At 41.0% G+C, this 24,120-nt stretch carries 20 protein-coding genes; 8 read left to right on the forward strand and 12 right to left on the reverse strand.

Annotated features, from left to right (window positions below; all coding sequences use genetic code 11):
* The first annotated feature begins 7 nt into the window (after window positions 1-7).
* Window positions 8-562, forward strand: coding sequence for a TetR/AcrR family transcriptional regulator (locus TY87_RS05685; RefSeq protein ID WP_100186326.1), 555 nt, complete (start codon window positions 8-10; stop codon window positions 560-562).
* A gap of 28 nt (window positions 563-590) precedes the next feature.
* On the opposite strand, the gene TY87_RS05690 is transcribed toward TY87_RS05685, so the two are convergent.
* From TY87_RS05690 to nhaC, 6 genes are all read right to left on the reverse strand, one after another.
* The gene (locus tag TY87_RS05690) at window positions 591-1,448 is read right to left on the reverse strand and encodes a PA4780 family RIO1-like protein kinase (protein ID WP_100186327.1); all 858 of its coding nucleotides are present in this window, start codon (window positions 1,446-1,448) and stop codon (window positions 591-593) included.
* A gap of 105 nt (window positions 1,449-1,553) precedes the next feature.
* On the reverse strand, window positions 1,554-2,462 hold the full coding sequence (locus TY87_RS05695) for a hypothetical protein (RefSeq protein ID WP_072838570.1): 909 nt from the start codon (window positions 2,460-2,462) through the stop codon (window positions 1,554-1,556).
* A gap of 475 nt (window positions 2,463-2,937) precedes the next feature.
* Complete coding sequence (locus TY87_RS05700) at window positions 2,938-3,873, reverse strand: GGDEF domain-containing protein (RefSeq protein ID WP_232617076.1); 936 nt, start codon at window positions 3,871-3,873, stop codon at window positions 2,938-2,940.
* 234 nt (window positions 3,874-4,107) lie between these two features.
* Entirely contained in the window at window positions 4,108-5,736 is a 1,629-nt protein-coding gene (locus TY87_RS05705) for a methyl-accepting chemotaxis protein (protein ID WP_100186329.1), read from the reverse strand.
* 76 nt (window positions 5,737-5,812) lie between these two features.
* Entirely contained in the window at window positions 5,813-7,069 is a 1,257-nt protein-coding gene (locus TY87_RS05710; RefSeq protein WP_100186330.1) for a DEAD/DEAH box helicase, read from the reverse strand.
* Between the two features lie 168 nt (window positions 7,070-7,237).
* Window positions 7,238-8,722, reverse strand: a complete 1,485-nt coding sequence (gene nhaC, locus TY87_RS05715; protein WP_072838566.1) for a Na+/H+ antiporter NhaC — start codon at window positions 8,720-8,722, stop codon at window positions 7,238-7,240.
* Between the two features lie 743 nt (window positions 8,723-9,465).
* Here nhaC and TY87_RS05720 point away from each other — a divergent pair.
* From TY87_RS05720 to TY87_RS05730, 3 genes are all read left to right on the forward strand, one after another.
* Window positions 9,466-10,191 carry a response regulator gene (locus tag TY87_RS05720; RefSeq protein WP_269777502.1) on the forward strand — a complete coding sequence of 242 codons (726 nt, stop codon included), beginning with the start codon at window positions 9,466-9,468 and terminating at the stop codon, window positions 10,189-10,191.
* 125 nt (window positions 10,192-10,316) lie between these two features.
* Window positions 10,317-11,117: a substrate-binding periplasmic protein gene (locus TY87_RS05725; RefSeq protein ID WP_157789871.1), complete on the forward strand. Its 801-nt coding sequence runs from the start codon at window positions 10,317-10,319 to the stop codon at window positions 11,115-11,117.
* A gap of 2 nt (window positions 11,118-11,119) precedes the next feature.
* Window positions 11,120-13,465 carry an ATP-binding protein gene (locus TY87_RS05730; protein WP_100186333.1) on the forward strand — a complete coding sequence of 782 codons (2,346 nt, stop codon included), beginning with the start codon at window positions 11,120-11,122 and terminating at the stop codon, window positions 13,463-13,465.
* On the opposite strand, the gene TY87_RS05735 is transcribed toward TY87_RS05730, so the two are convergent.
* Both TY87_RS05735 and TY87_RS05740 read right to left on the reverse strand, forming a co-directional pair.
* Complete coding sequence (locus tag TY87_RS05735; RefSeq protein WP_100186334.1) at window positions 13,462-14,754, reverse strand: NAD(P)/FAD-dependent oxidoreductase; 1,293 nt, start codon at window positions 14,752-14,754, stop codon at window positions 13,462-13,464. The genes TY87_RS05730 and TY87_RS05735 overlap by 4 nt on opposite strands.
* 64 nt (window positions 14,755-14,818) lie before the next feature.
* Entirely contained in the window at window positions 14,819-15,769 is a 951-nt protein-coding gene (locus tag TY87_RS05740; RefSeq protein ID WP_100186335.1) for a bifunctional Delta(1)-pyrroline-2-carboxylate/Delta(1)-piperideine-2-carboxylate reductase, read from the reverse strand.
* Between the two features lie 156 nt (window positions 15,770-15,925).
* Between TY87_RS05740 and TY87_RS05745 the strand changes: the two genes are divergently transcribed.
* The gene (locus TY87_RS05745) at window positions 15,926-16,714 is read left to right on the forward strand and encodes an AraC family transcriptional regulator (RefSeq protein ID WP_157789872.1); all 789 of its coding nucleotides are present in this window, start codon (window positions 15,926-15,928) and stop codon (window positions 16,712-16,714) included.
* A gap of 176 nt (window positions 16,715-16,890) precedes the next feature.
* Entirely contained in the window at window positions 16,891-18,561 is a 1,671-nt protein-coding gene (locus TY87_RS05750) for a GGDEF domain-containing protein (RefSeq protein WP_100186337.1), read from the forward strand.
* 102 nt (window positions 18,562-18,663) lie between these two features.
* On the opposite strand, the gene TY87_RS05755 is transcribed toward TY87_RS05750, so the two are convergent.
* From TY87_RS05755 to TY87_RS05770, 4 genes are read right to left on the reverse strand one after another with little or no spacing between them, the layout of a single operon-like run.
* On the reverse strand, window positions 18,664-19,959 hold the full coding sequence (locus tag TY87_RS05755) for a TRAP transporter large permease (protein WP_100186338.1): 1,296 nt from the start codon (window positions 19,957-19,959) through the stop codon (window positions 18,664-18,666).
* Window positions 19,956-20,453 (reverse strand): TRAP transporter small permease, encoded by a 498-nt coding sequence (locus TY87_RS05760; RefSeq protein WP_100186339.1) that lies wholly within the window; start codon window positions 20,451-20,453, stop codon window positions 19,956-19,958. The genes TY87_RS05755 and TY87_RS05760 overlap by 4 nt, the downstream gene beginning before the upstream one ends.
* A 12-nt stretch (window positions 20,454-20,465) precedes the next feature.
* Window positions 20,466-21,479 (reverse strand): sialic acid TRAP transporter substrate-binding protein SiaP, encoded by a 1,014-nt coding sequence (locus TY87_RS05765; RefSeq protein WP_100186340.1) that lies wholly within the window; start codon window positions 21,477-21,479, stop codon window positions 20,466-20,468.
* 19 nt (window positions 21,480-21,498) lie between these two features.
* Window positions 21,499-22,092, reverse strand: a complete 594-nt coding sequence (locus tag TY87_RS05770) for a P-loop nucleotide/nucleoside kinase family protein (protein WP_100186341.1) — start codon at window positions 22,090-22,092, stop codon at window positions 21,499-21,501.
* A gap of 215 nt (window positions 22,093-22,307) precedes the next feature.
* On the opposite strand from TY87_RS05770, the gene TY87_RS05775 reads away from it, so the two are divergent.
* Both TY87_RS05775 and TY87_RS05780 read left to right on the forward strand, forming a co-directional pair.
* A complete protein-coding gene (locus TY87_RS05775) occupies window positions 22,308-23,096 on the forward strand; it encodes an IclR family transcriptional regulator (RefSeq protein ID WP_100186342.1) in 789 nt (262 codons plus the stop codon).
* A 36-nt stretch (window positions 23,097-23,132) separates the two neighbouring features.
* Complete coding sequence (locus TY87_RS05780; RefSeq protein WP_100186343.1) at window positions 23,133-23,789, forward strand: bifunctional 4-hydroxy-2-oxoglutarate aldolase/2-dehydro-3-deoxy-phosphogluconate aldolase; 657 nt, start codon at window positions 23,133-23,135, stop codon at window positions 23,787-23,789.
* The last annotated feature ends 331 nt before the right edge of the window (window positions 23,790-24,120 follow it).

Genomic DNA, 24,120 nt, shown 5'->3' on the forward strand with positions numbered 1-24,120 from the left:
AAGTGAAGTGACTAAACCTGACTTATTAATACACGCCGCGTTTAAGCTTTTTTATCAACATGGCATTCATGCTGTGGGAATAAATCTGATTTTGTCGGAAACCGGTGTGGCAAAAAAAACGCTCTATCATCACTTTAGTAGTAAAGATGATTTGGTTGAAGCTGTGCTGATTTACCGAGACCAGATCTTTATGGATTGGCTAACATCCAGAATGATGGCGGCTGGGGAAGGAAAAACCGCTGTTTTAGCCTTGTTTGATGCGCTTGATGATTGGTTTCATGACAAAATTGAGGTGTTATCGCCATTTAAAGGCTGCTTTTTCGTAAAAGCCAACGGGGAGTTTTCTGATCATGTGGTTAATGAAATATGTCAGCGTCATAAGCAAAATATTACATCTTTTATTCAAGCGAATCTTGTGGGTTCTACAGGTAAGTTGGCTCCAGCTGATTTGGCACAGAGTATAAGTGTGCTTAAGGAAGGAGCGATTGCACAGGCGTATGTAGCGGGTGACCTAGATGCTGCTAAGAGAGCAAAAGCAATGGCTGTTGCTCTCTTAGGTTAATCTAAAAAATCTGTACCTAAATTGCTAATTAATCTTCGTCGTCTGAACTGTTAATACGAGCTAAACGGTCTTGTTCTTCTTCGAAGGCTTCTTTGATTTCTTGTAGTACGGAATCGACATCGGCTTCTTCTGTTGGCTCTTCGAATAGACCTGTCAGTTCGGTGTGCGGCGTTAATTTACCAGCTTCAAATAACGCCCAGATTTCTTTGGCGTATTTGGTCTCAAGAAGTTCTGGCGCGAACATGCCGTAATAATTGCGCATATTATTTACGTCACGTTCTAGCATCCATTCGGCATTATTATTTGCTGCTGCATCAACGGCCTGAGGAAGATCTATAATCACAGGGCCGTGAGAATCAACCAATACGTTAAATTCAGATAAATCACCGTGGATCAAACCAGCACACAACATGCGGACAATATCTTTGATGATAGTATCGTGATCTCGTTTGGCTTGCTCTTCTGTCAGTACTACATCATTGAGGCGTGGTGCTACTTCACCGCTATCATCGGTAACGAGCTCCATCAATAAAACGCCATCAAAGCATCCATAAGGAGTTGGAGCGCGAACACCAGCAGCCGCTAATCGATACAAGGCATCGACTTCAGCGTTTTGCCAAAGGTTCTCTTGCTCATCTCGGCCAAATTTAGAGCCCTTTTCCATAGCTCTAGAACGACGGCTATTGCGGACTTTTCTGCCTTCGCGATATTGCACAGCCTGTTTAAAGCTGCGTTTACCGGCTTCTTTATATACTTTTGCGCAACGGATCTCTGATCCACAGCGTACTACGTAGACAGTCGCTTCTTTTCCGCTCATTAATTGTCGAAGTACTTCGTCTACTAAGCCATCTTCGATGAGTGGTTGTATTCTTTTAGGGATTTTCATGCGGCTCGTTATACAGTGATTAGATGACAAATGAAACTACCAGAAATAGAAAATAGACTTTATCGCTGGTATAGCGGAATCATTTCTACCTTGCAATTAACAAGGCTATTCGTTGGAATCTCGCTTTTTATATTCATTCCTTACTAAATACTCAACCATCTCGTTGATTTTCATGTTTTTTTCTTCAGCCAGTGCATTTAGCTTTTGCTTGGTGTTGAGCGTCATGCTGATGCTGTAAGGTTTTCTACCACTCGATTTTTCACGAAATTTTTTCTGACTCCAAGCCTTTTTCATTTTATCAATGATTAATGCTTTACGGTCTACGTTATCAGATAAATCGATAGTAGCAATAACTGCAGCTTTTTTTTCTGCTTCTGTGGTCGGTATCCAAGCCTGTTTTAGAGGTCTTTGAGTAATATTTTGCAGATAAGACCAAGCCCAGACCCATTGTGATGGATTATTTCCTTCAAGCCAATTGACGATCGTTTCATTAAAACGAATTTCCTGCCATTTCGCTTTCAGTTCTTCGAGTAGGTCTTGCTGTTGTTGTGTATCTGCTTCGCCATGATAAAAAGCATCCAAGATATCCATGTGTCTATCAGCAGCATTGCTTCTTTCGGTATTGAACGCTTTTCCTGAAAGCAATAAGAATGGGTTTTCTTTCGTTGGATCTTGTTCTGATTCGGTTTCTGACTTTTTTGTAGTGCTTTTTAAGTAACACCATGCCCAATTGCATAATCTTTCGTCTTTTTTATCTATCCAGCGGAAATAATTGGAAGGGAGTTGGCTTGCTTTAAACGCAGTACGCATTTGAGTTGCAAAGTTCTGCGGCGCTCTTTTTTTGTTGATTAGATTTTCTAATTCTTCATTCAGCTTTTTTATACGCTCAGCTTGCGAATTACCGCGTAAATTTTTCAAAGATGCGCTTCGAATATTTTTGAGTAAATAGTCATTATAAAAAGTGCACTCTCTTTCAGACGAAGCATCAAGAAAATCAATATTATCTCTAATCATAGCTTTTTATTCCTTTTTGATTTTTTCTTATTCTAAAATGCTATCTATTACTGTGTAGTATGTTTCGTAAATCTTACGTGTATTTGTGTAACCTTACAATAATTTTACAGTGTATTTATTGATATTATAATGATCTCTTAGTCTTTTTTTGATATTAAAATTCAATGGGTTTTTACAAAAACGAGAGCTGTTCTCTATAGGAAGTATGTTTAAGGAAATGGATAGAGGGCTTGAGGTTTTAACTGTGTTTTTCGATAACTAATGTTAAGTGGATCTCTTTTAGTTGAGTTGGATGGAGTTATTAGAAAAGGAGGACGGAGCTAAAAATGGGCTGAACTGGAAATAGTAATGGAATAATAGCTTTATATATCAAGATGTTTTTGTGCGTAGAGCGATTCTTATGTTTGCTAGAAAGATAAGTTTTTTACTAGATGGAGGTGGGTAGGTGGAAGATATTTAGTGAGAAAAATAGGAGCTAAGTGTTACTCGTGCGAATGGTATTGCGCCCAGATTGTTTAGCTATATAAAGGTGGCTATCAGCGATTTTGAATACAGCCTCTTTTGAAGAAGCTTCATATGAGTATCCAATGCCAATGCTTACCGTAATGTTGGATATGTTGTCGATGACGAGGTTACTGACTGCTGTTCTTAAGTTTTCAGCTAGGGTCATTACTTGCTTTGGCGTTCTATTCAAAGTAAGGACAATAAATTCTTCGCCCCCCCAGCGACCCAGAACATCGTTAGGATGAACTGTTCGGCTGAGTTTACCTGCTATGCTGCTAAGTACTTTATCTCCCGCCAAGTGACCATTTATATCATTGACCTGTTTAAAATGATCAATGTCGATTATTAGAATTGCGTAATTCTTCTTTTGCTCTGTTGAATCTAGATTAAGCTCGTTAAAAACTTTTTCAATTCCTCGTCGATTTAGTACTCGAGTGAGTAGATCGACATAAGCATAGTTTTCGAGTGTGTCTGCTCGTTCTATGACTTGGTCGGTTTTGACTCTGAGTTTAATCACTGTCCATAGCAAGAAAATGTAAATAAGGTGTGCAATGGCAATATTTAAGACAACCCCCATTGTGTCTGCCATTGTGTGGTATTGGATGATCGCTATGTAATGGCCAATGATGGTTACAACAAAGACGATGATGGTTGTGGGGGCGGCTTTTTTGACTTCGAGAAAGAGATAAGCAATGACATAATTTAACCCCAACCACTGCGCCGCGTTTGAAAACAAGCCATTAGCAGCCATGTGATGCCAAATACTTGAGCTAATTAGATAACCGGCAACGATAAAGTAGACAAAAAAATGTAGGCTTTGATGATTGATTTTAGTGGTGATACTAAGGATAAAAACAAGGCTAAAAGCACCTATGCAAATAGGGTAAGCTGCAGCGTCAAAGGACACAATAATTCCGCTTGAAGCATCAATTGTCCATATTGCACTAAAGCCTAAAATAGCGACAACAAGCATTCTTCGAAACAATGTTGGAGACATTGATGAAGTGTTAAGTTGCCTATTTGACGTGCTTTGGAGTTTCATTGCACAAGTAAACTCTGCATATATAGGCCTTATATTTCATATTAAAACCGACGCGCTAACAAGTATTTGATAGCTCTTTTCTTGTTAACGCAGCCTATACTAAACGACAAACCTATTTAATTCATTTTTTAACGACAAGCTTGAATTTTGAAGACGATCTGCTGCTTCGGCAATTTCCTCTGTGCTGTTCCTGTTAAAGATGGCTTGGCTTTCCACATTAGACATTAGTGATAGCACCTGGTGAATATCTCTTAAGACATTAGTTACATTCCCAGAGGTGAATTGCATTTTTTGACGAGTGTCAGACATGGTTGTTGAACTCTCTGTAATGCTGTTTAGCGACTGAGAAGATTCCTCTAGTAGCTGATTAAACTGGCTTTCGCTGTTTTTCATTTTGTCAGCAACCTTGCTTATCGCTGAGATGATACTGCCAATGGCGATACCAGTATCATTCAAACTGCTTTGAGTGCGGATAGCAAGTTGGCGAACTTCGTCAGCAACAACCGCAAACCCTCGTCCTTCCTCTCCTGCACGTGCCGCTTCAATTGCGGCATTTAGCGCTAATAGGTTGGTTTGGTCTGCTATACCACTGATAGAGGAGAGGATTTTATTAACTTCTTCTGCTTTATGCGAAAGTAAGTTTAATTCGTCAGAAAGTTGTGATTGAGACAATGCTGTTTCATTGATGATTTCGGTTACTTTACCGAAAGCATGCTGCCCTCTTTCTAAGGAAGTAGTTGCACTCTGAGTATCTTTTACCGCCGTTGTTAAATCAGAGTCTGATACTTCTAATAACTGACTAGTCGATACCGCATGCTGGTGGGCTTCATTGACCGCTGATGCAATTTTTTGTGCTGCTAAACGGATTTCTTTACTGCTACCTTGAAGTTGGGAAGATACTGTGGAGTTTTCAATAGCCGAATTAGTTGATGCTGATAGCGTTGATTGAAGCTCTGAAATTAAATGGTTGAAGTCTTCTAGTAATAGACCAATTTCATCTGAATTGGTTTTGGAGCGTAAGGTCAGATTACGTGTTGTCGCAATAGTGCGCATTAGTACTTGAGCTTCGGCGAGAGGCTTCAATATATGAGAAACAAGCCAATAAATAATGGTCGAGGAGATAATAAATATTATAAAGCCGATTATGCTAGATATTATTAAGGTTTTTTGTAATTCCGCTTGTATCCTAGATAGCAGTATATCTGCGCCAGCTACAAATTTTTGACCGTTCTTTGTTGTATAAGGAATAAATATAGATCTGAATGTTCCCCACTCATCTGTATATTCGTCGAATATTGGCTGTGTTCCATTTTGAGAGAATGCCTTTAGTAGCTTGTCACTTGGATCTTCATAGGATGGCAAAGGTGCGGGCAGTTTATTGCTTTCGACTTCTTCTGGATCGGGTGTGTCTAATACAAATACAATATCGTCAGACGTTTTAACCATGGTGTAGATATATTCTACATCTGAGAATTTTAGAACATTGTAGGCTTTTAGTTGCAGAAGGTCTGATTGAGCTACAGTGAAACTACCATGAGAAATTTGGTCGTAAATATCTGCATCCGCTAGTTCTGCCGCGGTATTTGCGGCAAACATGAGATTACGATCGACCTGATCATATAAGTCTGTTTTGCGAACATCGTAAAGATAAGCTGTATAACAGATACTGGCTAAAGCATTGAGTAGAAGAACTGTTATTAACAGGCGAGACTTAATTGTTGTAAACATGTGATTTCCCTATCGAATACGAAGCTGACAGCTGATTTTTACCTAATAATTATTAGAATAATAACAACGAATTACTTTATTTTGAACGACGTTTTTTATTTGGTTTTTTGTCTTTTGAAGGGTGTATGCCTAGCGCTTTTGCTCTTAATTCTTTTTTAGATGGCTCGCGCTTTTTCTGGGCGTTGTTTACTTTGTTTAGGTCTGGTTCAAAACCTGGTAGCCACTGAGGAACGAATTGCTCACCAACTAGTTTTTCAATGTCTGTTAGTAGATAGCGCTCTTTTTCAGAAACTAGGGTAATGGCAAGGCCTGTTGAACCAGCACGACCAGTTCGGCCGATGCGGTGAATATAGTCTTCTGCGTTGTAAGGTAATTCGTGATTTACGACATATTGTAATTGCTCTATGTCTATACCTCTTGCTGCAACATCAGTTGCTACGAGAGCACGTACTTTGCCTGCTTTAAAATCTGCCAATACGCGATCACGTGCACCTTGGGATTTGTCACCATGGATGGATTGAGTGGCAATACCATCTTTTTCCATTTCTTTGGCTAGCTCGTCAGCGCCTTGTTTGGTACGAGTGAAAATAAGTACTTGTTGCCAGTTTTTAGATCCTATGAGGAACGACAGTAGGGCACTTTTTCGATCTTGATCTACCGCGTAAATCGTTTGCTCGACATGAGTTGCCGTGGTATTTCGGCTGTTCACTTCGATTAATTGTGGGTCTTTTAATAGGGTTTTGCTGAGGGCGAAAATTTCGTCATTGAAGGTGGCGGAGAAAAATAAAGTTTGTCGAGATTCAGGCAGTTTTTTCAATATTCTTTGAATATCAATGATAAACCCCATGTCTAACATGCGGTCTGCTTCATCTAATACTAGGGCTTGTAACTTGCTTAAATCAATCAGGTTTTTCATGATGAGTTCAAGTAAGCGGCCTGGGGTTGCAACCAACACATCACAGCCTTGTCTCAATGCATCGAGTTGTACATTTATACTTGCCCCACCATAAGCGACAACCGACTGGATCGGTAGTTTTGCGCTGTATTTAAGGAAGCTAGCATGAACTTGTTGCGCCAATTCGCGAGTAGGCGTGAGTACCAGCACTTGAATGCCTTCAGCAGTATTTGAGTCTTTAGCTCGTAGAATTTGGTGTAACAGAGGTAAAGCAAAAGCAGCCGTTTTCCCTGTACCAGTTTGCGCTCCGGCCATAAGATCTTTTTTCGCCAAGACGGCTGGAATAGCGGCAAGTTGAATGGGCGTTGGTGTTGTATATCCCAGCTCTGTTACTTGCTGAATAATGTCTTGATGAAGTCCTAAAGACGCAAAGCTCATGGATGTCTCGCTTATTTTTAAGGTGCAAATTGAGGGCGCTAGTGTAGCACTTTGCTGACATTTCAGAGTTGTTTTTTGATTTGATTTTAGAAGGTTATTGTTTTTAGAAGACAAAAAAGCAGAACCTCATGAGTGCTCTGCTTTTTTGTTGATTTGAACATCTGGCGATTACTTAGCGGTACCGTAATCCATAACCAGCTCGTTGTTTTTCTTCCATCTTGCTTGTTCTTCTTCCGTTGCTTTTGGAGAGAAAAATCCTAGCTGAGCATAGATGAGGCCTAGAACGGGAGAAATCCAACATGCGAAGGCTAGTGGGATATAAAGTAGATTCTCGAAATTGCCATCGCCAATACTCAAACCCAATGCGCCGATAACGAAAGCACCGCCAGCATTCCAAGGCACAAGAGGAGAAACTAAGGTGCCGCCTTCTTCGATTGCGCGAGAAAGGTTAAGCGTTGAATACTTCATTCCGCGATATACTGGCGCATACATACGACCAGGTAGAGCGATGGATAGGTAAGGGTCGCCTGCGACAAGGTTGGTTGCAACCGATGTTAGTGTGGCTGACGTCTGAACACCTTTGAATGTTGTTACTTTAGTCATGATGGCGCTGATAATGGCTTCTAGACAGCCTGTTCTTTCAAGTGCGCCACCAAAACCGAGTGCGATCAAAATCAAGGATATAGTCCACATCATAGATTGGATGCCGCCGCGATTTAGGAGGCTGTTAATCGCATCAGAGCTTGTGGTGATGGAGTAACCGCTGTTCGCATAAGTTAAAATGTCATGGATGCCTGCGCCTTGTGTAAACACTGCAACAATTGCACCTGCAATAACACCCGCGAATAAAGATGGAATCGGCGGCATGCGTCTAACAGCAAGTACAATAACGACTAAAGCCGGAGCCAGTAACCAAGCAGAGATTTCGAAGTTTCTTTGTAGGGACGATGTGATCGCAGTGATGCGTTCAAAAGAACCATTGTCGTTGTCGATTAAAGTAAAGCCTGCGATTAAATAGATAACCAAAGCAATTAACATCGCTGGGATAGTGGTTGGCATCATGTTTTTGATGTGGGAAAACACATCAGTGCCTGTCACTGCTGGTGCTAAGTTAGTGGTATCGGAAAGAGGTGAAACCTTATCACCGAAGAAGGCACCAGATACAACTGCGCCGGCAGTCCAGTACATTGGAATTTCAAAACCTGCACCAATCCCCATTAGGGCTAGGCCGACTGTGCCGACTGTTCCCCAAGATGTACCCAAAGATAGAGATACAACGGAACAAAGAATCATTGCCGCGGCTAAGAATATTTGTGGTGATAGTAATGTTAGTCCGTAATAAATCAAAGTAGGGACGGTACCGCTGGCAATCCAAACCCCGACCAACATGCCGACTAAAATCAATACGGATACAGAAGGCATAGATACGTGGATTACATGAAAAATTCCTTCTTCAATTTGCTTCCACTTTAAGCCCTGTTTAATACCAACTAACGCTGTAATGGCTAAGCCAATAGCAAGAGGTATATGCGGTGTGAAATCACCAAAATAGAAGATTTGCACGCCGAGTAAAGCAAGAGTGAGTATTACAGGGACAAGAGCAAGCGCAAGGCTTGGCTTCTGTGTCTCTGATTGTTGTGTGCTGACAGCCATATGTTGTTCCTTTTTTCTTTTTTATTGAGTTCGGATAAAGGAAATTGACATGGTGAAATGTCATATTCCATTTTTCTTAATTAATGTTGTAGCAGGAAGGGATAATTAATTCACAAACAAGTCGTAATACTTTGTATGAACAATGTGAAATAGAAATAGCGAAAAATGCCTTGTTAAATCCGTATTTGATTAGGGAGCATTAAATATCACGAGTATTTTTTTAATGACTTGATGACAAAAAATATGGCGAGAAACCTTATTTAAAAACCATATCGAATGAGATACTCATATCTATTGCTCTATTACTGTGCATGATAAATCGGTCAGTTAATCCTAAATAAGGTAGAAAGAATCATCAATGATGACGTATTGATCAAGGGATAAACGAAACTGCACCAAGACTGAGCTGAGCACAAAAAATGCTGTGTTTTGTGGCTTTGTTATCACTTCTTAGAAAAAGCGAATATCAGCATATATTTGCTCTGTGATAGCTTTCGTTACGAAATGGTTTTATTTAATGATAGGATTGAAATTAATATTAACAGCTGTTTACATAGTGCGGATCTATTTACATTTCGTTGATATTTTTTAGAAATATTATGCTCTTATCTTTTCTTGGCTTAATTGTTATAGTTCATTGAACAGGTCATGAGATGGCTTGTTTAACATTAAAAATAACGATAATAAAATGATCATGAAACACTTGATTTAACTTTTACCTTTTGTAGTACTTAGCTATGTTAATGTCAGACATTAAAATTCTCGTGGTTGACGATTCTAGCGTAATCAGAGAAACACTCGAAAGCTACTTTGCAGAAGAAGGCTATACAGTCTCAGGGGCTGATACTGCTGAAGCCGCTGAACAGTTATTGAGTGAGCAAGAATTCGACCTTATTCTTCTAGACATTCGTTTACCTGGTAAAGATGGATTGACTCTGACCCGCGAATTACGGAGCCGTTCAGAAGTCGGAATTATTTTAGTAACAGGTAAACAGGACGATATTGACCGCATCATAGGGCTAGAGTGTGGAGCCGATGAGTACGTTTGCAAACCTTTTAATGCACGAGAAGTCTTGGCTCGTGGTAAAAACCTCATTCGCCGCGTTAGGAATCAGAGAGAGCTTGCTAAAAAACCAATAGAAGAACCCGTTTTTCGTTCGATTGGGACATGGCAATTAGATACATCACGCCGTATTTTGCTTAAGTCTGACCGCAGTGTGAGCCAATTAACCGAAGGTGAATTTCAGCTTTTGTTAGCGCTTAAGGCAAATGAGGGGGTTGCCTTAACGCGTGATCAACTTATGGACCGAATCAAGAATCGCACATGGAACGCTACAGATCGCACTATTGATGTTTTAATAGGCCGAATTCGCCGTAAGTTAAGCGAAGACCCGCATTGCCCACAAATGATTATTACCGTTCATGGTGTTGGCTACCTCCTTAGTAATAACCCTCAAGACGATTTGTAATGCGAGCGGTGATAAGGCGATTATTTGTGGTGAATGTTAGGAAAAAAAACGTTCACCGCGCAACACTCTATTATAGGTTTGAAACGTACAGCAGAGCTCTTTGGTTATGTTTCATCTGGTTTAGTATGTTGTTTTCTTGGAATGCTTTAGCAGAAAATAGTGCCTCGGCAGAAAAGGCGCTGTCGCTAAATGGCTTATCTGGATTAACAATAAAAGTGTGTGGGAACAGTGCTTATCCACCGGTTTCATGGCTGAATGCCGATGAAAAAATTGATGGCGTTAACGTTGCTGTTATTAGAATGTTATTAGAGCCACTTGGTGTGACGGTTGATGCTCGTCAAAATAGCAATTGGCGGCGTTGCCTCAAAGAAGTTGAGTTAGGCAACGTTGATATGCTGTCAGGGTTCAAAACCACAAAACGCCAACAGTTTCTTACCTACCTAGACGCTCCAGTCATTCGAGAGTCGATTTACCTTTATTATCCTATTGAGCATCCACTGGTATTTAAAGATTGGAAAGCCTTGTCTGGCTTGCGCGTTGGATTGTTAATGGGCGACAGTTTTGGAAATGAAGTGGATGCTGCTCTACATGAATATCCAAACTTAGAGCTTGTCTCCACTCAGGATCAAAATCTATTAAAGCTGGCTGATAATCGCTTAGACGTTGTGCCAATGGGAAAATTGTCAGGTCAATTGGATGTTCATCGACTCGGTCTAGAAGGAAAAATAGGTCATACAAAAACGGATGTTAGCGACTTTTGGTACCTTGCTATTTCCAAAAGGTCTCCTTTAGTAAACTGGCTACCGTTTTTAAATCAGCGCTTAGATAAGTTACTAAAAGAGCCGGATACAGTGTCTGAATTGGTGGAACGCTATCGCCAAATTTACAATACTGATCTTGGTTTAAGTGGGGAGTTTGACTACTAGTTATGCGCCAATTAATAAAGTTTGCATTAATCCCTAATCTATTACGCTATAAGAAAATGCACCCGCTGGCATACCGTATTTTTATCAAACTTTTGTCATTAAGTTTGTTGCTGGCACTTATCTCGACGAGCGTTCAAGTATTCAACGAATATCGACGTGAGCGTGCTTCGATGCAGCAGCAAACTGATTATATTACTTCATCGCATATTGAAGGTGTGCGCAAAGGTTTGTGGGATCTTGATAGCGAACAATTAGAATTGCAGCTAAAAGGCATTATGAACTTCTCCAATGTGAATGCGGTTACCTTGCATTCTGCGGATTGGCAAGATGACATCATAGTCGGAGATAAAGACTCGATTGTGAACAACAATAATGGTACCACTTTGCCTATTTACTACATTGACCGAGATGGCAAGCAGACGCAGCGCATGCTTGGCGAGTTAACGGTATATCATGATATGGCGGCTATTCAGTCAAAATTGCTGCGATCTGCTATCGAAATTGCGCTTTTTCAAAGTCTTCTTGTGTTAATTAATGGGGTTTTGTTGCTGCTTATTGTGCATTTTATGGTAACGCGGCATTTGGAATACATGGCCAGTTATACCCGCTCTATCGGTGCTGGAAATCTCAAAAAAAAGCTTATATTGCCGCATAAAACACCGCGCTCAGAAAGTGATGAAATCGATTCTGTAGTGAATGCGATGAATGACATGCGGGAAGCAATTTTAGCGGATATCAAACAAAAAGATGTGATCGAAGCTGAATTACGTTATCACCGAGATCAGCTGCAAGAGCAAGTTAGCCGCCGGACTCGACGATTACAAGACGCTAAAGAGACGGCTGAAAAAGCGAACTTAGCCAAGAGTCAGTTTTTGGCCACCATGAGCCACGAAATCAAAACGCCGTTGAATGGTATTTTGGGTATGGTGGAACTACTACAGAGCCAGCCTCAATCTTCTCAGAGTCACGAGAAGCTTTCCGCGATTTACCAGTCTGGGGAGGCACTATTAGAAATTCTCAACGGTCTATTGGACTACGCTCGTCTAGAAGAAGGTATGTATAGTCCGGAGATTCTGCCGTTTTCAATTAGCGAGCTAGTAAATTCCACGAGCTTGCTGTTTTTGGCTCAAGCCCAGCAACAGAATACGCAGCTGAATGTACAAATTAGCGATCAATTACAGGATCGCTACCAGGGAGCCGTTGGTGCGCTACGGCAAATCTTATCGAACCTTGTGTCCAATGCCATTAAGTTTACTCGTGATGGCTCTGTAACCATTTCTGTGATGCCTGCGGAGGAGAATCCTGAGCAATCTAGTGGTGTACTTATTGAAGTAGAAGATACGGGAATGGGCATTCCTGATCGTTATCTTTCGCATATATTTGAGCGCTTTAGCCAAGCTGATGAAAGTGTCACACGACAATTTGGCGGTACAGGATTGGGGTTGGCCATTACGGCCCAATTGGTGAGGTTACTCGAAGGTGAAATGGGTGTAGAAAGTGAGGAAGGCCGTGGCAGTGTCTTCTGGTTCTATGTGCCATTAATTGCGATAGATAAAGCCGATATCGCGTCGGTCGAGGCTATTGAACCGCCTCGGAAACTAGCGCCTATGTCGATTTTACTGGTTGAAGATACGCCAATTAATCAAGCCGTTACTACGGAACTATTGGAGCAGGATGGACATCAAGTGACACTCGCTGTGGATGGCCAAGAAGCGCTTTATAAAGCAAACAACAGTCACTTCGATTTGATTCTGATGGATATTCATTTACCCTCGTTAAGTGGCTTAGATGTTGCGGATCAAATACGCAATGGTGGCCAGATAAATGCTCAAACGCCTATCGTAGCGCTTACTGCCAATGTTCTGCCAAGCAATGTGAAACAATGTCATGATATTGGTATCCGAGCCGTTATTCCTAAGCCCTTTAAGCGTGAATTACTCTATCAGGTAATGGGGGAGCAGCTAAACCTCAATAGCCAGATAGCACTAGATCAGCAAGCGAGTAGCGGCTTGTTAAACATCAGTCTTATTTACTCTCATCTAACGGCGTTGGGTAAGCAGCGTTTACAAAAATTGGTGTCGCTGTTTTCGTCGGCGATAGAGCGAGGTTTGGATGAGTTGACTGAAATGAATGCGCAAAAAGATTTGTACGAGTTGGCAGACATTACTCACCGTTTAGCAGGTGATTCTGATGCTGTCGGTGCACAAACCTTAGCAGCGGCTTTCCGCGAATTAGAAAACCACTGTAATGACAGCACCAAGATGGATTTTAGTGTTGAAATAAACGCATTGAGACCACTTTATGAAGAGACGTTAGATTTATTGTTAAACGTCGTTCATGGCCATTAAAATCGGTCGACTTGCAATGCCTTCATTGGGATTCGCGTTGGACGCATTTCTATTTTTTCCAGTAAGAGCTCTGCACTTATCGCTGCCTGTGTAATCCCCAAATGCTGATGACCAAAAGCAAAAGATAAACGAGAATAAAGAGGGTGCTGGTCAATTACCGGTAAGGAGTCTGGCAAAGAAGGCCGATGCCCCATCCATTCGCTCGACTGAAGGTTAGGGTTATCGAATAGCTTAGGTAGCAAGCCTTTGGTGTGTTCGCGTAAAACCTGATAACGCTTTTTGATTGGTGGTAAATCCAACCCTCCGATTTCGCTCATACCTACCGCGCGCAGCCCCGCTCCTAAAGGCGACAAAACTAACTTTCGGTCTGCCGATAAAATAGTGTGATGTATGCGTGTTTTATCGTTGGGGAAAGTTACGTGATAACCACGTTCAGCTTCCAATGGCACATGAATTCCGACCTGTTCTAGCAACGTTTTACTCCAAGCACCAGCGCAAATGGAAACGCGATCAAACGTCTCTGTTTGTTGTGTCGTTCCTAACCTAATGCTGTCTTCATAAGGTTGAATGGCGTTCACTCTGGCGCTGATAAAGCTTCCTCCACGTTTTATAAATGCATCGAATAATGCTTTGCAAACATCATAAGGGTCCGACAACCGATGAATTTCTGGGAAGAAAACCGCATGGCTGAGCGTTTGGGATAGTTCAGGCTCTAACAAGGCTAACTTGTTCCCATAGACTAATTCACAGGAAATGTCGTAGCTGTGCATTTTTTCAATCAATTCTGAGGCTTCATCACGTTTATCGGGATTTTCCCAAACAACCAAATGCCCACCTTTGATGAGAAGAGCTTCCGCGCCGATGTCGGTTAAGGTGCGTTTCCAAGCGCCAACAGATTCTTTATTTAGCTGATGTATTATCTCTGTTCCGCGTTGCGCCTGATCTGGTTGAGCTGCTTTAATGAAACGCCAATACCAAGGCGCAGCTTTTGTTATATAGCGTATTGGTGTACAGATTGGTCCTTTTGGATTTAACCAAAGCTTGGGAGCAGATCTAAGTACCTCTGGTGTTCCCAGTGGGTCGATGATCTCTGTAGCTAAATACCCAGCATTGCCTGAGGACGTAGATTTACCCGGAGCCTTATCGTCAATCAATGTGACTTTATGGCCTCGCCTTTGAGCTTCTAGTGCCACACATAAACCGACGACACCCGCACCTACGACAGCAAAGCTGCTTGTGGTCTCTGGTTTTTTATTGTCCAGCGTAGGTGATTGGGTGTTGTTTTCCATTGATTTTCTCCAAAAAAGTGCGTATTTGATGTTGTTAAGTCGATTGATTTTTGACTAAAAAATGTTATGAGTTCTGATACGCCAGAATTGCCGCGGCTAAATCTTCACGGGAATCACCTACAGATTTGAATAAAGTGATGGCTTGATCTGGTTGGCGAAGAGATGATCTGCCTTGATGAGTGTTGCCACAAAGCTCAGTTAACTCCGCGTGAATGTCGTCAGCCGAGATAGTTCCTTCTCTAATTGGTATGATCAAATCACCTGTTTCGGATAGGGCGCCAGCTCGAGTATCGACAAATATTTCTGCTTTTTGCATAGCTAGGTTATCTACTTCGCGCATGGTTGGAGTGAAGCTACCGACTAAGTCTACATGCACGCCAGGCTTGAGCCATTCGCCTAGAATGATTGGCTCGTTAGCAAGTGTGGCACAGCTGATGATATCTACGGTACCTGCGATTTCTGGAAGTTGCTCTGTGTTACAGACGCGAGCATCAATGCCTTGGTTTTGTAGTTCGGCGACAAACTCTACCGCTGTCGATATAGTTCGGTCCCAAACCCAGACTGTCTCAATAGGACGAACACTACAGTGTGCAGGAACAAGATGATGGCCCATTCTCCCTGCGCCAACCATCAACATAGAACGAGAATTTGGACGAGATAGAAAGCTAGAAGCCAAAGCTGATGCCGCTGCAGTACGTATGGCTGTTATCACATTGCCATCCATTTGTGCCAAGGTTTGTCCTGTGTTGCCGCAACTTAAAGTGTAAAGACTGGTTAATCCTGGTAGGCCTTTTGCGTTATTACTCGGAAACACGCTGACTTGTTTTACGCCTAAATATTTATCTTCAATCCATGCGGGCATCAGTAGCAGGGTGGCTTGGGCTTCGCCTGGTACGTCTATAAAATGGTGGTGACGAACAGGAGACTGAACGTCATCAACAAAAATAGCGCGCAGAGCGTTGATCATTTTTGGCCATGTTAAGCGTTCACGTAAGGTTTCGGCTGAAATTTGCATGTTACGACTCCTATCTATTGAGTGAAGTGTCATCCTAGCAAGTTGGTTATTCCTTTAGTTGTCCAAAACTATGACGATTAATACCAAAGCTATGCAGTGCCATAGGGAGCTGCTATAAATATAGTCGTTATGATATTTAAGGTAAGCTGTAGTGCTATGAACAGTGAAATTCGTCACAATTTGATCTCGACACAGCAAGGTGAGCATCTGCATGATTTTTCTCAAATCCTGATCGGATGGAAAGGAAAAATGACATGTGAATTGCCTCAATCTTCGGGAGCGTTGGGGCGAGGGCATTTTGCGTTAGCACCGAATAACATTCCGCACTTATTTTCTGGGCAGACTAAGGATTGCGAGCTGCTGGTGGTAGATATGCATCGCCAAGATCCTTTAATGACTTACATTGCAGAAAGTTCAGGTTCTTCTCTGGATATTTTATTATCTTCAGCGCCATTTTTTTCCCAGTTACCTGTTGAATTGATTGGCTGTCTTGAATTTACCGCCAAGCAATTACAGCATGCATCTGAACAAGTAAGGCGTCGAGTTAGCACGCAGATGTTGCCTATGGTGCTGCTGCAAGTGACTGATATCGTCAGTGAGCAAGACTGTGCGTGGAGAAGTGTTGCCCATCAACGATTAGACTTAGTGATTCTCAACGGTTTGATTGATAGTAAGTCTGATCAGACTTTTAGTAATGAATGGCTTGCGCATTATTTCAATATGAGTGAAAGCCATTTTTATGTAGTGTGTCAAAAGCAGTTTGGTATGAGTCCACAAAAATATATTTTGACGCGTAAACTGCAACAAGCACATCAACTAATTATGACATCATCGATTCCCATTGCCATGCTTGCGGAAAAATATGGGTTTTCTAATGCTTCTTCGTTCTCGCGAGCTTATCGCAAAATTATAGGTTTTTCGCCAACACACAAGCGTAGTAAATAGTTATTGTTTCACTTTATAAAATAGGTCAGCTTATATTTTTTTTGTTACAAAAGTGCTCTTATTTTTTGATGGATAATAGTGTCTTATGTGCCAGCTATAATTCATAGGCGCATTTCTTGCTAGTGTAGTAAGTGTTCTTGTCAGTTTTTGTTTTAATTATATGGAATCTTGTTGACATGGCTATTAAGTCGCGCTTTTTAATATCGACTACTCTAATTTTGTTGCTCACAGGTTTTTTTTCTTGGCTTTCAATGAGAGTTTTGGCCGAAGATATTATTGTTAGCTGGGTTGAGCGTTATGCCGAGAAACAGGTTCAATATGATAAAGTGCGAACTTTATTACCACTGATTCAAGAAGTGAATTTATCTAAAGAGTTTGCTGAGCTTGAATCGTTAAAAGAGTGGGCTAAACATCCATTTAATGACGCTTTAAAACAGCAAGCGCTTTATGATACAGAAGCATTTCGACATCGCTTTTCGGATAAATCTTACTTCATCGCCTTAAAAGGGAATGAGCACTATTATTATAGTGATGGTAAGGAAGCATCTAATTTTGATCCTTATCGGTATACACTTCACGAATCTAATCCTGATGATGCATGGTTTTACCAAATCATGGCGAAAAAGCTCAATCTACATTTGAATGTAAATCCAGATGTAGAATTAGGGGTTATTAAGCTTTGGAGTGATGTCTTAATTCGTGATGGTGATGACGTTTTGGGAGTGGTGGGGACAGGCTTAGATCTTTCAGGGTTCTTACGTCAAATGGTTGAAAAACAAGATATTTATTCAGCCATTGTTTTTACTAATAATGAAGGCTCTATTCAACTTTATCAGAGAGAAGAATTAATTGATTATTCTTCTTTAACGAAACAATCCGAAGATAAGAGTTTAGTTTTTCAGCTGCTGGATGATGAGCAATCTCGCATGCAGTTAAAGCAAACCTTGGAAATGGCAAAAGAAGCGCCTAATCATGTCAAAACCTCTCCTGTGTATAAAGATGGTGTTCGCCAACTCGCGAGTGTTGTTTACATTCCTGAAATCGATTGGTTTCAAGTGAACTTTATTGATATCAATGCTTTCCTTCCTCTGACAGAGTTTTCAGGGTTGCTAGTCGTGTTTTTCATTAGCCTTGTATGCGCTTTAATCGTGTTCTATCTATTGCTCACATTGATTGTGACAAAGCCATTGTCTGAGTTGGATCTTTCTATTGGGTCATTGGATAAAAAACAGTATCGAGCGCCAAAATTAAACCGTTTTGCTGGCCTAGAAATCAAAAAACTGGTTTCCCATTATCAGAAGATGTCGACATCTCTCTTGGAGTACCAACATGAATTGGAGAATAAAGTTGCGGAGCGAACAGAGGCATTGAGTCGCCTTGCTAAGCTTGATCCTTTGACTGAGCTATATAATCGTCGAGGCTTTGAAGTGCACATGACCGAATATATGCAGCGTTGGCAGAAAAACCACCATTCATTTGGTCTAATTAATGTGGATGTTAATCGTTTTAAATTAGTTAATGATTTACATGGGCACGCTGCAGGGGATCTAGTATTACAGGAAATTGCTACCTACTTAACCAATGTTGTAGGAGATAAGGGTGAAGTGGCTCGCTGGGGAGGGGATGAGTTTTTGATACTCGTAAAGCAAAATAGTGATCAAGACCTAGTCACTATATCTGAGCAACTACAGAGCGACCGTGAATCACTTGTTATTCGGATTAATAAGCAAGATATTACGATTCAATTTAGTGTGGGTAGTGCATTGGTAGAAGATAATGACACATTAGAAAGCCTATTACACAGAGCGGATAAAGCAATGTATGCGGTTAAGTTCAGTAATCGCTAATGGTGCCGCTCTTATTTAATCTGGTATCTGATAAAAAATCCCAGCAGGTGATTTTATTTACCTGCAAGGATTAAATGTAATAACGACAATTATTAGGACTTTTTATCCTGCATAACCAAACAGTCTTGGAACAAACAAGACTAAATCTGGAAATACTGTCATTACGACCAGAGCAAATATAAGAACGCCGGTAAAAGGTAAAACACCTTTTATAATATCCGCAAGTGGAATACGTGTTGTGCCATTGATAACAAACAGCAATATGCCGTAAGGCGGAGTAATCATGCCTATCATCAGATTTACGAGAGTAATAACACCGAAGTGAACGAGATCAATGCCTAATTCACGGCAAGCTGGTATTAGTAGCGGCACAATAACTAACACAACGGTCGCTGTATCAAGCAAGCAACCGAGCAGTAGAAACAGTATGTTGACAGCGATTAAGAACTGTAACGGTGATAAATCCCAAGCAACTAACGTATTTGCTACTGCTGTCGGTATATTTTCAGTAGACACTATGTAGTTGAAAATTAGTGCCGCGCTAATTACGAGTCCAACGGAGGCTGATGAAAGGGCGCTCTGTTTAAAGACATTAACCAACTCTTTAAAGCTAATAGAGCGATATACGGTAGCCGCCAATAGCAGAGCATAGCCAGCTGCAACAGCGGCCGCTTCAGTTGGTGTGGTTACTCCACCATAGATACCATAGAGCAGGATGGCTGGCATCATCAGAGCTGGAAAAGCTTGCCATGCGACTTTTGGGATGTCTCTAGCTGGAATGCGAGGCTCTTTTTGGATGTCGAGCTTACGTGCTTGATAGGCATTAAATGCCATCAAAACAACACCCATAAATAATCCAGGAACAAGGCCTGCGATAAAAAGATAGCCAATTGATACGTCCGAAACTAACGCATAAATTACCATGGGAATAGAGGGAGGGATAATCGGACCAATAGTTGCTGATGCAGCTGTTATTGCCGCTGCGTAACCTGGCGGGTAGCGGTTTTCTTTGGTCATCATTTCAATGACAACTTTTCCAACCCCTGCGGCATCTGCAACGGCAGACCCTGACATTCCTGAGAATATGAGGCTGGAAACCACATTTACATGGCCAAGGCCGCCGCGTAAGTGACCAACCATAGCAACGCAGAAATTCAGTAAGCGCTCCGAAATGGTTCCCGCATTCATAATATTAGCCGCGACGATAAATAAAGGAACAGCAAGTAAGATAAAGCTGCCGTAAATTCCTTGAATGATTTGTTCGCCCGCTAGCGCAATATCTTGACCACTTGCGGCTAAATACGCGATAGCACCTATAATCATGGAAAGTGCAACAGGAGCGCCAAACGCTGCTAGCGTAAACACAACTAATAGACAAAGAGAAAATTCAAAGCTCATGACGGGTTCTCGTCAGAAAATAAGGAGTTTAATCGAGGGAAAATTTGGGTTAAGGCTGACCAGCTATAGCGAAGCACAATCACAATCATGAATAGGCCATAGATACTGAATATATAATTTAAATGGATTCGTAAGTTGGCACTTTTCTTAATCTTATAAAATGATATGTAGTCCCAAGTAGGGAAAAATGCATAAGCCATGCCTCCCGCAATACCGAGTGCCGCAATAAGTGCTAGTACTCTCTGTATCTTCCGTGGCGATACCGCGTAGAGGACATCGAAACGGATGTGATCTGTTTCTTTTAGGCAAAAAGCGCTAGCCCAAAATACTAACCATAACCAAAGGGTAATACAGACTTCTTCAGTCCATGCCAGAGGCATATTAAAAAAGTAACGGCTCACAATTTGTACAATGAAAGTGATAAACATAGCAGCGAGCATGGCTGCTGCTATGTTATCTGCCGTACTTTGTAAAACGCGTAAGACTCGTTTCACAGTAATTGGCCTCTATTTAGTGGTTCCAAGAGCATTGATTTTTTCAAGCATGCCCTTCGGCCAGCTTTTTGATAAATCAGACTTCAAGTATTCATTTTGTACATGTTTACGGAATGCTTCTAAGTTAGGCTCGTAAACTTTTAAGCCCTGATCTTTGAAGAACTGAACTAAGCTTTGTTCAAGAGCTAGTTGCTTTTGGCGAGCACTTTCTGCTGCGTTATCGGCAGCTTTTTGAATACGAGCTTGTTCTGCAGGAGAAAATTTATCCCAAGTAGATTTTGAAATAGCAATGTAATTGAAGTCTACAAGATGGCTGGTTAAAACAATTTGCTTAGTGACTTCAAAGAACTTGGCATCTTTATCTGTAGGGAGAGGGTTGTCTTGGCCATCAATTGCTCCCGTTTGTAATCCTGTGTACACCTCACTAAAAGGCATTGGCGTTGCATTTGCGCCAAGTGAATTACCTAAGAACTGCCAAGACTCTGTGCCAGGCATACGCAGTTTAATGCCTTTTAGATCTTCGGGAGTTTGTATTTCTTTATCAGTGCGCAAGTTGACTTGTCGACGACCCAAATACATTACAGATAACAATTTTACGCCTAACTCTTCTTCCACTTTTTCTTTAAGTGGCGTCATAAAATCGGCATTAAATACGCGTTGTTGATGTTCTGCATCTTGCATGACATAACCAGCAGTAAAAATAGAAAATTCGGGGAAAAATTCTGAAATTTGCTGTGCAGATGAGATCGTCATATCCAAATTGCCGCGAGCCATAGCTTCAAGCTCAGTGCCTTGTTTGAATAGGGCTGCATTCCAATGAGGTTCGAAGGTTGTAAAATCTTGAATTTCTTTGCCAAACACTTCGGTCATAGCAATAGCGCGCTGATCGGTTGGAGATGTCGCTGCGGAAAGGCGCAACTTCTCTGGTGCGGCTAGGGTAGACTGTGCTAACAGAACTGACGCGAGTAGTGTTGTTCCTGCTATCCAGCGTTTAGTTAATTTCATTTGCATAGTGGGCTTTTTCATTTTCTGGCTCCATTTTTTATTATTGATTGTCTGACTTGGGTGTTGTGTTTTTTATGTCTTGAACAAGTTGTTCTACATTCGGAGAAGCAGAACTATTATCGAAAGAGAATTTGTTTACATGATCCCAACTGCAGGTTTGGTTAATGATGCGTTGAGAAAAGCTTTCCCAGTTATCAAGTTTCCACAGATCGCGTTTTTCACCTCTTTGTATTAGGCGTTCTTTAGTTATGTCTAAGCTTGCTGTGACTTCAACTACGCATACATTAACATCAGCCCAATTTAGAGCTTCGCGCTGATTTTTTATGAAAGAAGGGTCGTCAAAAAAGCTTATAAACGGGGCGTCTATTACAATAAACTGGTTAGAAGATAAGGTATCATTAGCTGCTTTAAATAACGTTTGGTACTCCATTGGCATTATCTTCTCTTTATACAGAGTAGAATTTTCTCGAGCGTTGGCTGATTCGCCATTTAGTTCAAGTAGGAGTCCAGTAAAGCCATTGCAGATGGTATCTTTATCCAGATAAGTTGCGCCAAGGCTGTTTGCAATAGTTCTAGCTACTGTGGATTTTCCAGAGCCTGGAAATCCTATTGTTAGGATAACAGTATGGTTCACTTATTCAACCTCTTCATTTCGCATATAAGAACATTGTTCGTATATGCGAATGTGGGAAATCATTATTGATTGCTTTATTGGCGATCAAGTATATATAAACCACAAAAAAAGTAAATTGAGTTTGTTAATTGAATGGATTTTAAGTAAATTAATAACACTCATGTTCGTATATAGGAATCAAGTTCGCGTATGCGAACATAGTAACGGTGTAATATATGGAAACTATCAAGCTAAATAAGTCGGCCGAACGGGTCGTGGATGTATTGTTTTTACTATCAAAAGCTGATCAGGCGTTAACGCTAAATGAGGTTTGCAAGGCATTGAACTTGCCTAAAAGTAGTGCGTTTGAATTGTTGCAGACGCTAGTTTATAAGGGCTTTTTGGAAATAGAAGATGCTCGATTAAAAACCTATAAACTAGGGATCGGGTCATTTGAAACCGGAATTGCTTATTTATCAAAAATGAGTGTTTCTCAGCTGGCCCGTCCACTTTTACAAGAGTTGAATCGACAAACTGGTAGTACGGTATTTCTTGGTGTTGAGGACAAAGGCAAGATTGTCTATTTGGATAAAGCCGAAAATTTTTCAGTAATGCGACCTACTGCTAAGCTGGGATCACGCCGTTTTATGCATACAACGGGGCTGGGCAAGGCATTGTTGGCGGCACTAGATGATGAAAAAATTCACTATATCTTAGGGCTTGATGAATTGCTTCCTAAAACAGCCTACTCCAATGTGGCTATGCAGGATGTTTTGAAGGATATTCAAGAAATTCGCGCTCGGGGCTATTCGATAGATAACCGAGAAGACAATATTGAAACTTACTGTATTGGTTCTGCCATTTACGATCAATGGTCTCAACCTATTGCCGCAATTAGCGTTGCTAGCATGTACTCCACCATGAATTCAGAGCGAGAGCAAACTATCATCGCATTGGTAAAAGAAACAGCTTTGAAGCTTTCACAGCAATTAGGCTATGGAGGAAATAAGCTGTATGCAAACTAATGTGATGGATACTTAATATTTCTAAGGACATAAACAATGTGGAAAAAGTTTGAGAACCTAAAAGCCATTGCTGACACTGGCATTCTATTAATTATTCGTCTAGATGACGAGCAAGAAGCGTTGGCTGTAGCTGAAGCTGCAATTGCTGGTGGCATTAGAGCGCTAGAGGTGACACTAAGTGTGCCAAATGCGCTTGGAATCATTTCCACATTGTCTAAAAAATACAAAAAACAAGGGATCCTTATTGGTGCCGGCACTGTTTTAGATGCTGAAACTGCAAGAGCTGCAATTCTTGCCGGTGCAGAGTTGCTTGTTAGTCCTCATGTTACAGCAAGTATGATTCAAGTCGCTAACCGCTATCAGGCTGTTAGTGTTTGTGGTGCTTATACGCCGACAGAAGTTGTTGTGGCAATGGAAGCTGGTGCTGATATTGTCAAACTGTTCCCCGCCGATATGCTTGGGCCTCAATACGTAAAAACAATCCGAGCTCCATTGCCACAAGCACCTTTAGCGCCAACAGGTGGTGTTACTCCAGAAAATGTTGGTGAGTGGTTGGCTGCTGGGTGTGTATCCGTTGGTGTTGGGAGCTTTATTTCCAAAGCGGCACAAGGCACAGGCGATTACTCTAAAGTTACTGAAGCTGCAAAAGTATTTCTTGCTGCTGTAGCAGAGGCGCGTCAAGTTCAAAAATAAGCAAACTTGAATAGAAATGTAGACTATTTTGTTTTTATAAAAATCTCAGCTGTGTGCTGGGATTTTTTTTTGCGCGAAAAATGATGTGTTAACAATGTTTTGGATGGACGATTTACGTTAGGTGTCGGATCAGTTCGGTAGCTATTGCGTGTTTTTTTATATTTCATAATCATGTAATTAAAAAACATAACGCCATTTTCTTCAGTATTTTTTACTTAATTCGGCTAATTTTAATTATTTTGCATATCTCGTTTTTTTTAAAAAATCATTGCATATCAAATGGTTAAATTACTATTTTTTAATCTTAAAAAATTAAGTAAAAAATAAGAAT

The organism is Marinomonas sp. BSi20584, assembly GCF_002792415.1.
Taxonomy (GTDB): Bacteria; Pseudomonadota; Gammaproteobacteria; order Pseudomonadales; family Marinomonadaceae; genus Marinomonas; species Marinomonas polaris.

Coding starts and splice junctions, on each gene's coding strand:
- TY87_RS05695 (WP_072838570.1), bottom strand. CDS start 2,462: ATGATTAGAGATAATATTGATTTTCTTGATGCTTCGTCTGAAAGAGAG.
- TY87_RS05730 (WP_100186333.1), top strand. CDS start 11,120: ATGCGCCAATTAATAAAGTTTGCATTAATCCCTAATCTATTACGCTAT.
- nhaC (WP_072838566.1), bottom strand. CDS start 8,722: ATGGCTGTCAGCACACAACAATCAGAGACACAGAAGCCAAGCCTTGCG.
- TY87_RS05765 (WP_100186340.1), bottom strand. CDS start 21,479: ATGAAAAAGCCCACTATGCAAATGAAATTAACTAAACGCTGGATAGCA.
- TY87_RS05690 (WP_100186327.1), bottom strand. CDS start 1,448: ATGAAAATCCCTAAAAGAATACAACCACTCATCGAAGATGGCTTAGTA.
- TY87_RS05740 (WP_100186335.1), bottom strand. CDS start 15,769: ATGCAAATTTCAGCCGAAACCTTACGTGAACGCTTAACATGGCCAAAA.
- TY87_RS05710 (WP_100186330.1), bottom strand. CDS start 7,069: ATGAGCTTTGCGTCTTTAGGACTTCATCAAGACATTATTCAGCAAGTA.
- TY87_RS05780 (WP_100186343.1), top strand. CDS start 23,133: ATGTGGAAAAAGTTTGAGAACCTAAAAGCCATTGCTGACACTGGCATT.
- TY87_RS05775 (WP_100186342.1), top strand. CDS start 22,308: ATGGAAACTATCAAGCTAAATAAGTCGGCCGAACGGGTCGTGGATGTA.
- TY87_RS05750 (WP_100186337.1), top strand. CDS start 16,891: ATGGCTATTAAGTCGCGCTTTTTAATATCGACTACTCTAATTTTGTTG.
- TY87_RS05705 (WP_100186329.1), bottom strand. CDS start 5,736: ATGTTTACAACAATTAAGTCTCGCCTGTTAATAACAGTTCTTCTACTC.
- TY87_RS05720 (WP_269777502.1), top strand. CDS start 9,466: ATGTCAGACATTAAAATTCTCGTGGTTGACGATTCTAGCGTAATCAGA.
- TY87_RS05725 (WP_157789871.1), top strand. CDS start 10,317: ATGTTGTTTTCTTGGAATGCTTTAGCAGAAAATAGTGCCTCGGCAGAA.
- TY87_RS05745 (WP_157789872.1), top strand. CDS start 15,926: ATGAACAGTGAAATTCGTCACAATTTGATCTCGACACAGCAAGGTGAG.
- TY87_RS05755 (WP_100186338.1), bottom strand. CDS start 19,959: ATGAGCTTTGAATTTTCTCTTTGTCTATTAGTTGTGTTTACGCTAGCA.
- TY87_RS05735 (WP_100186334.1), bottom strand. CDS start 14,754: ATGGAAAACAACACCCAATCACCTACGCTGGACAATAAAAAACCAGAG.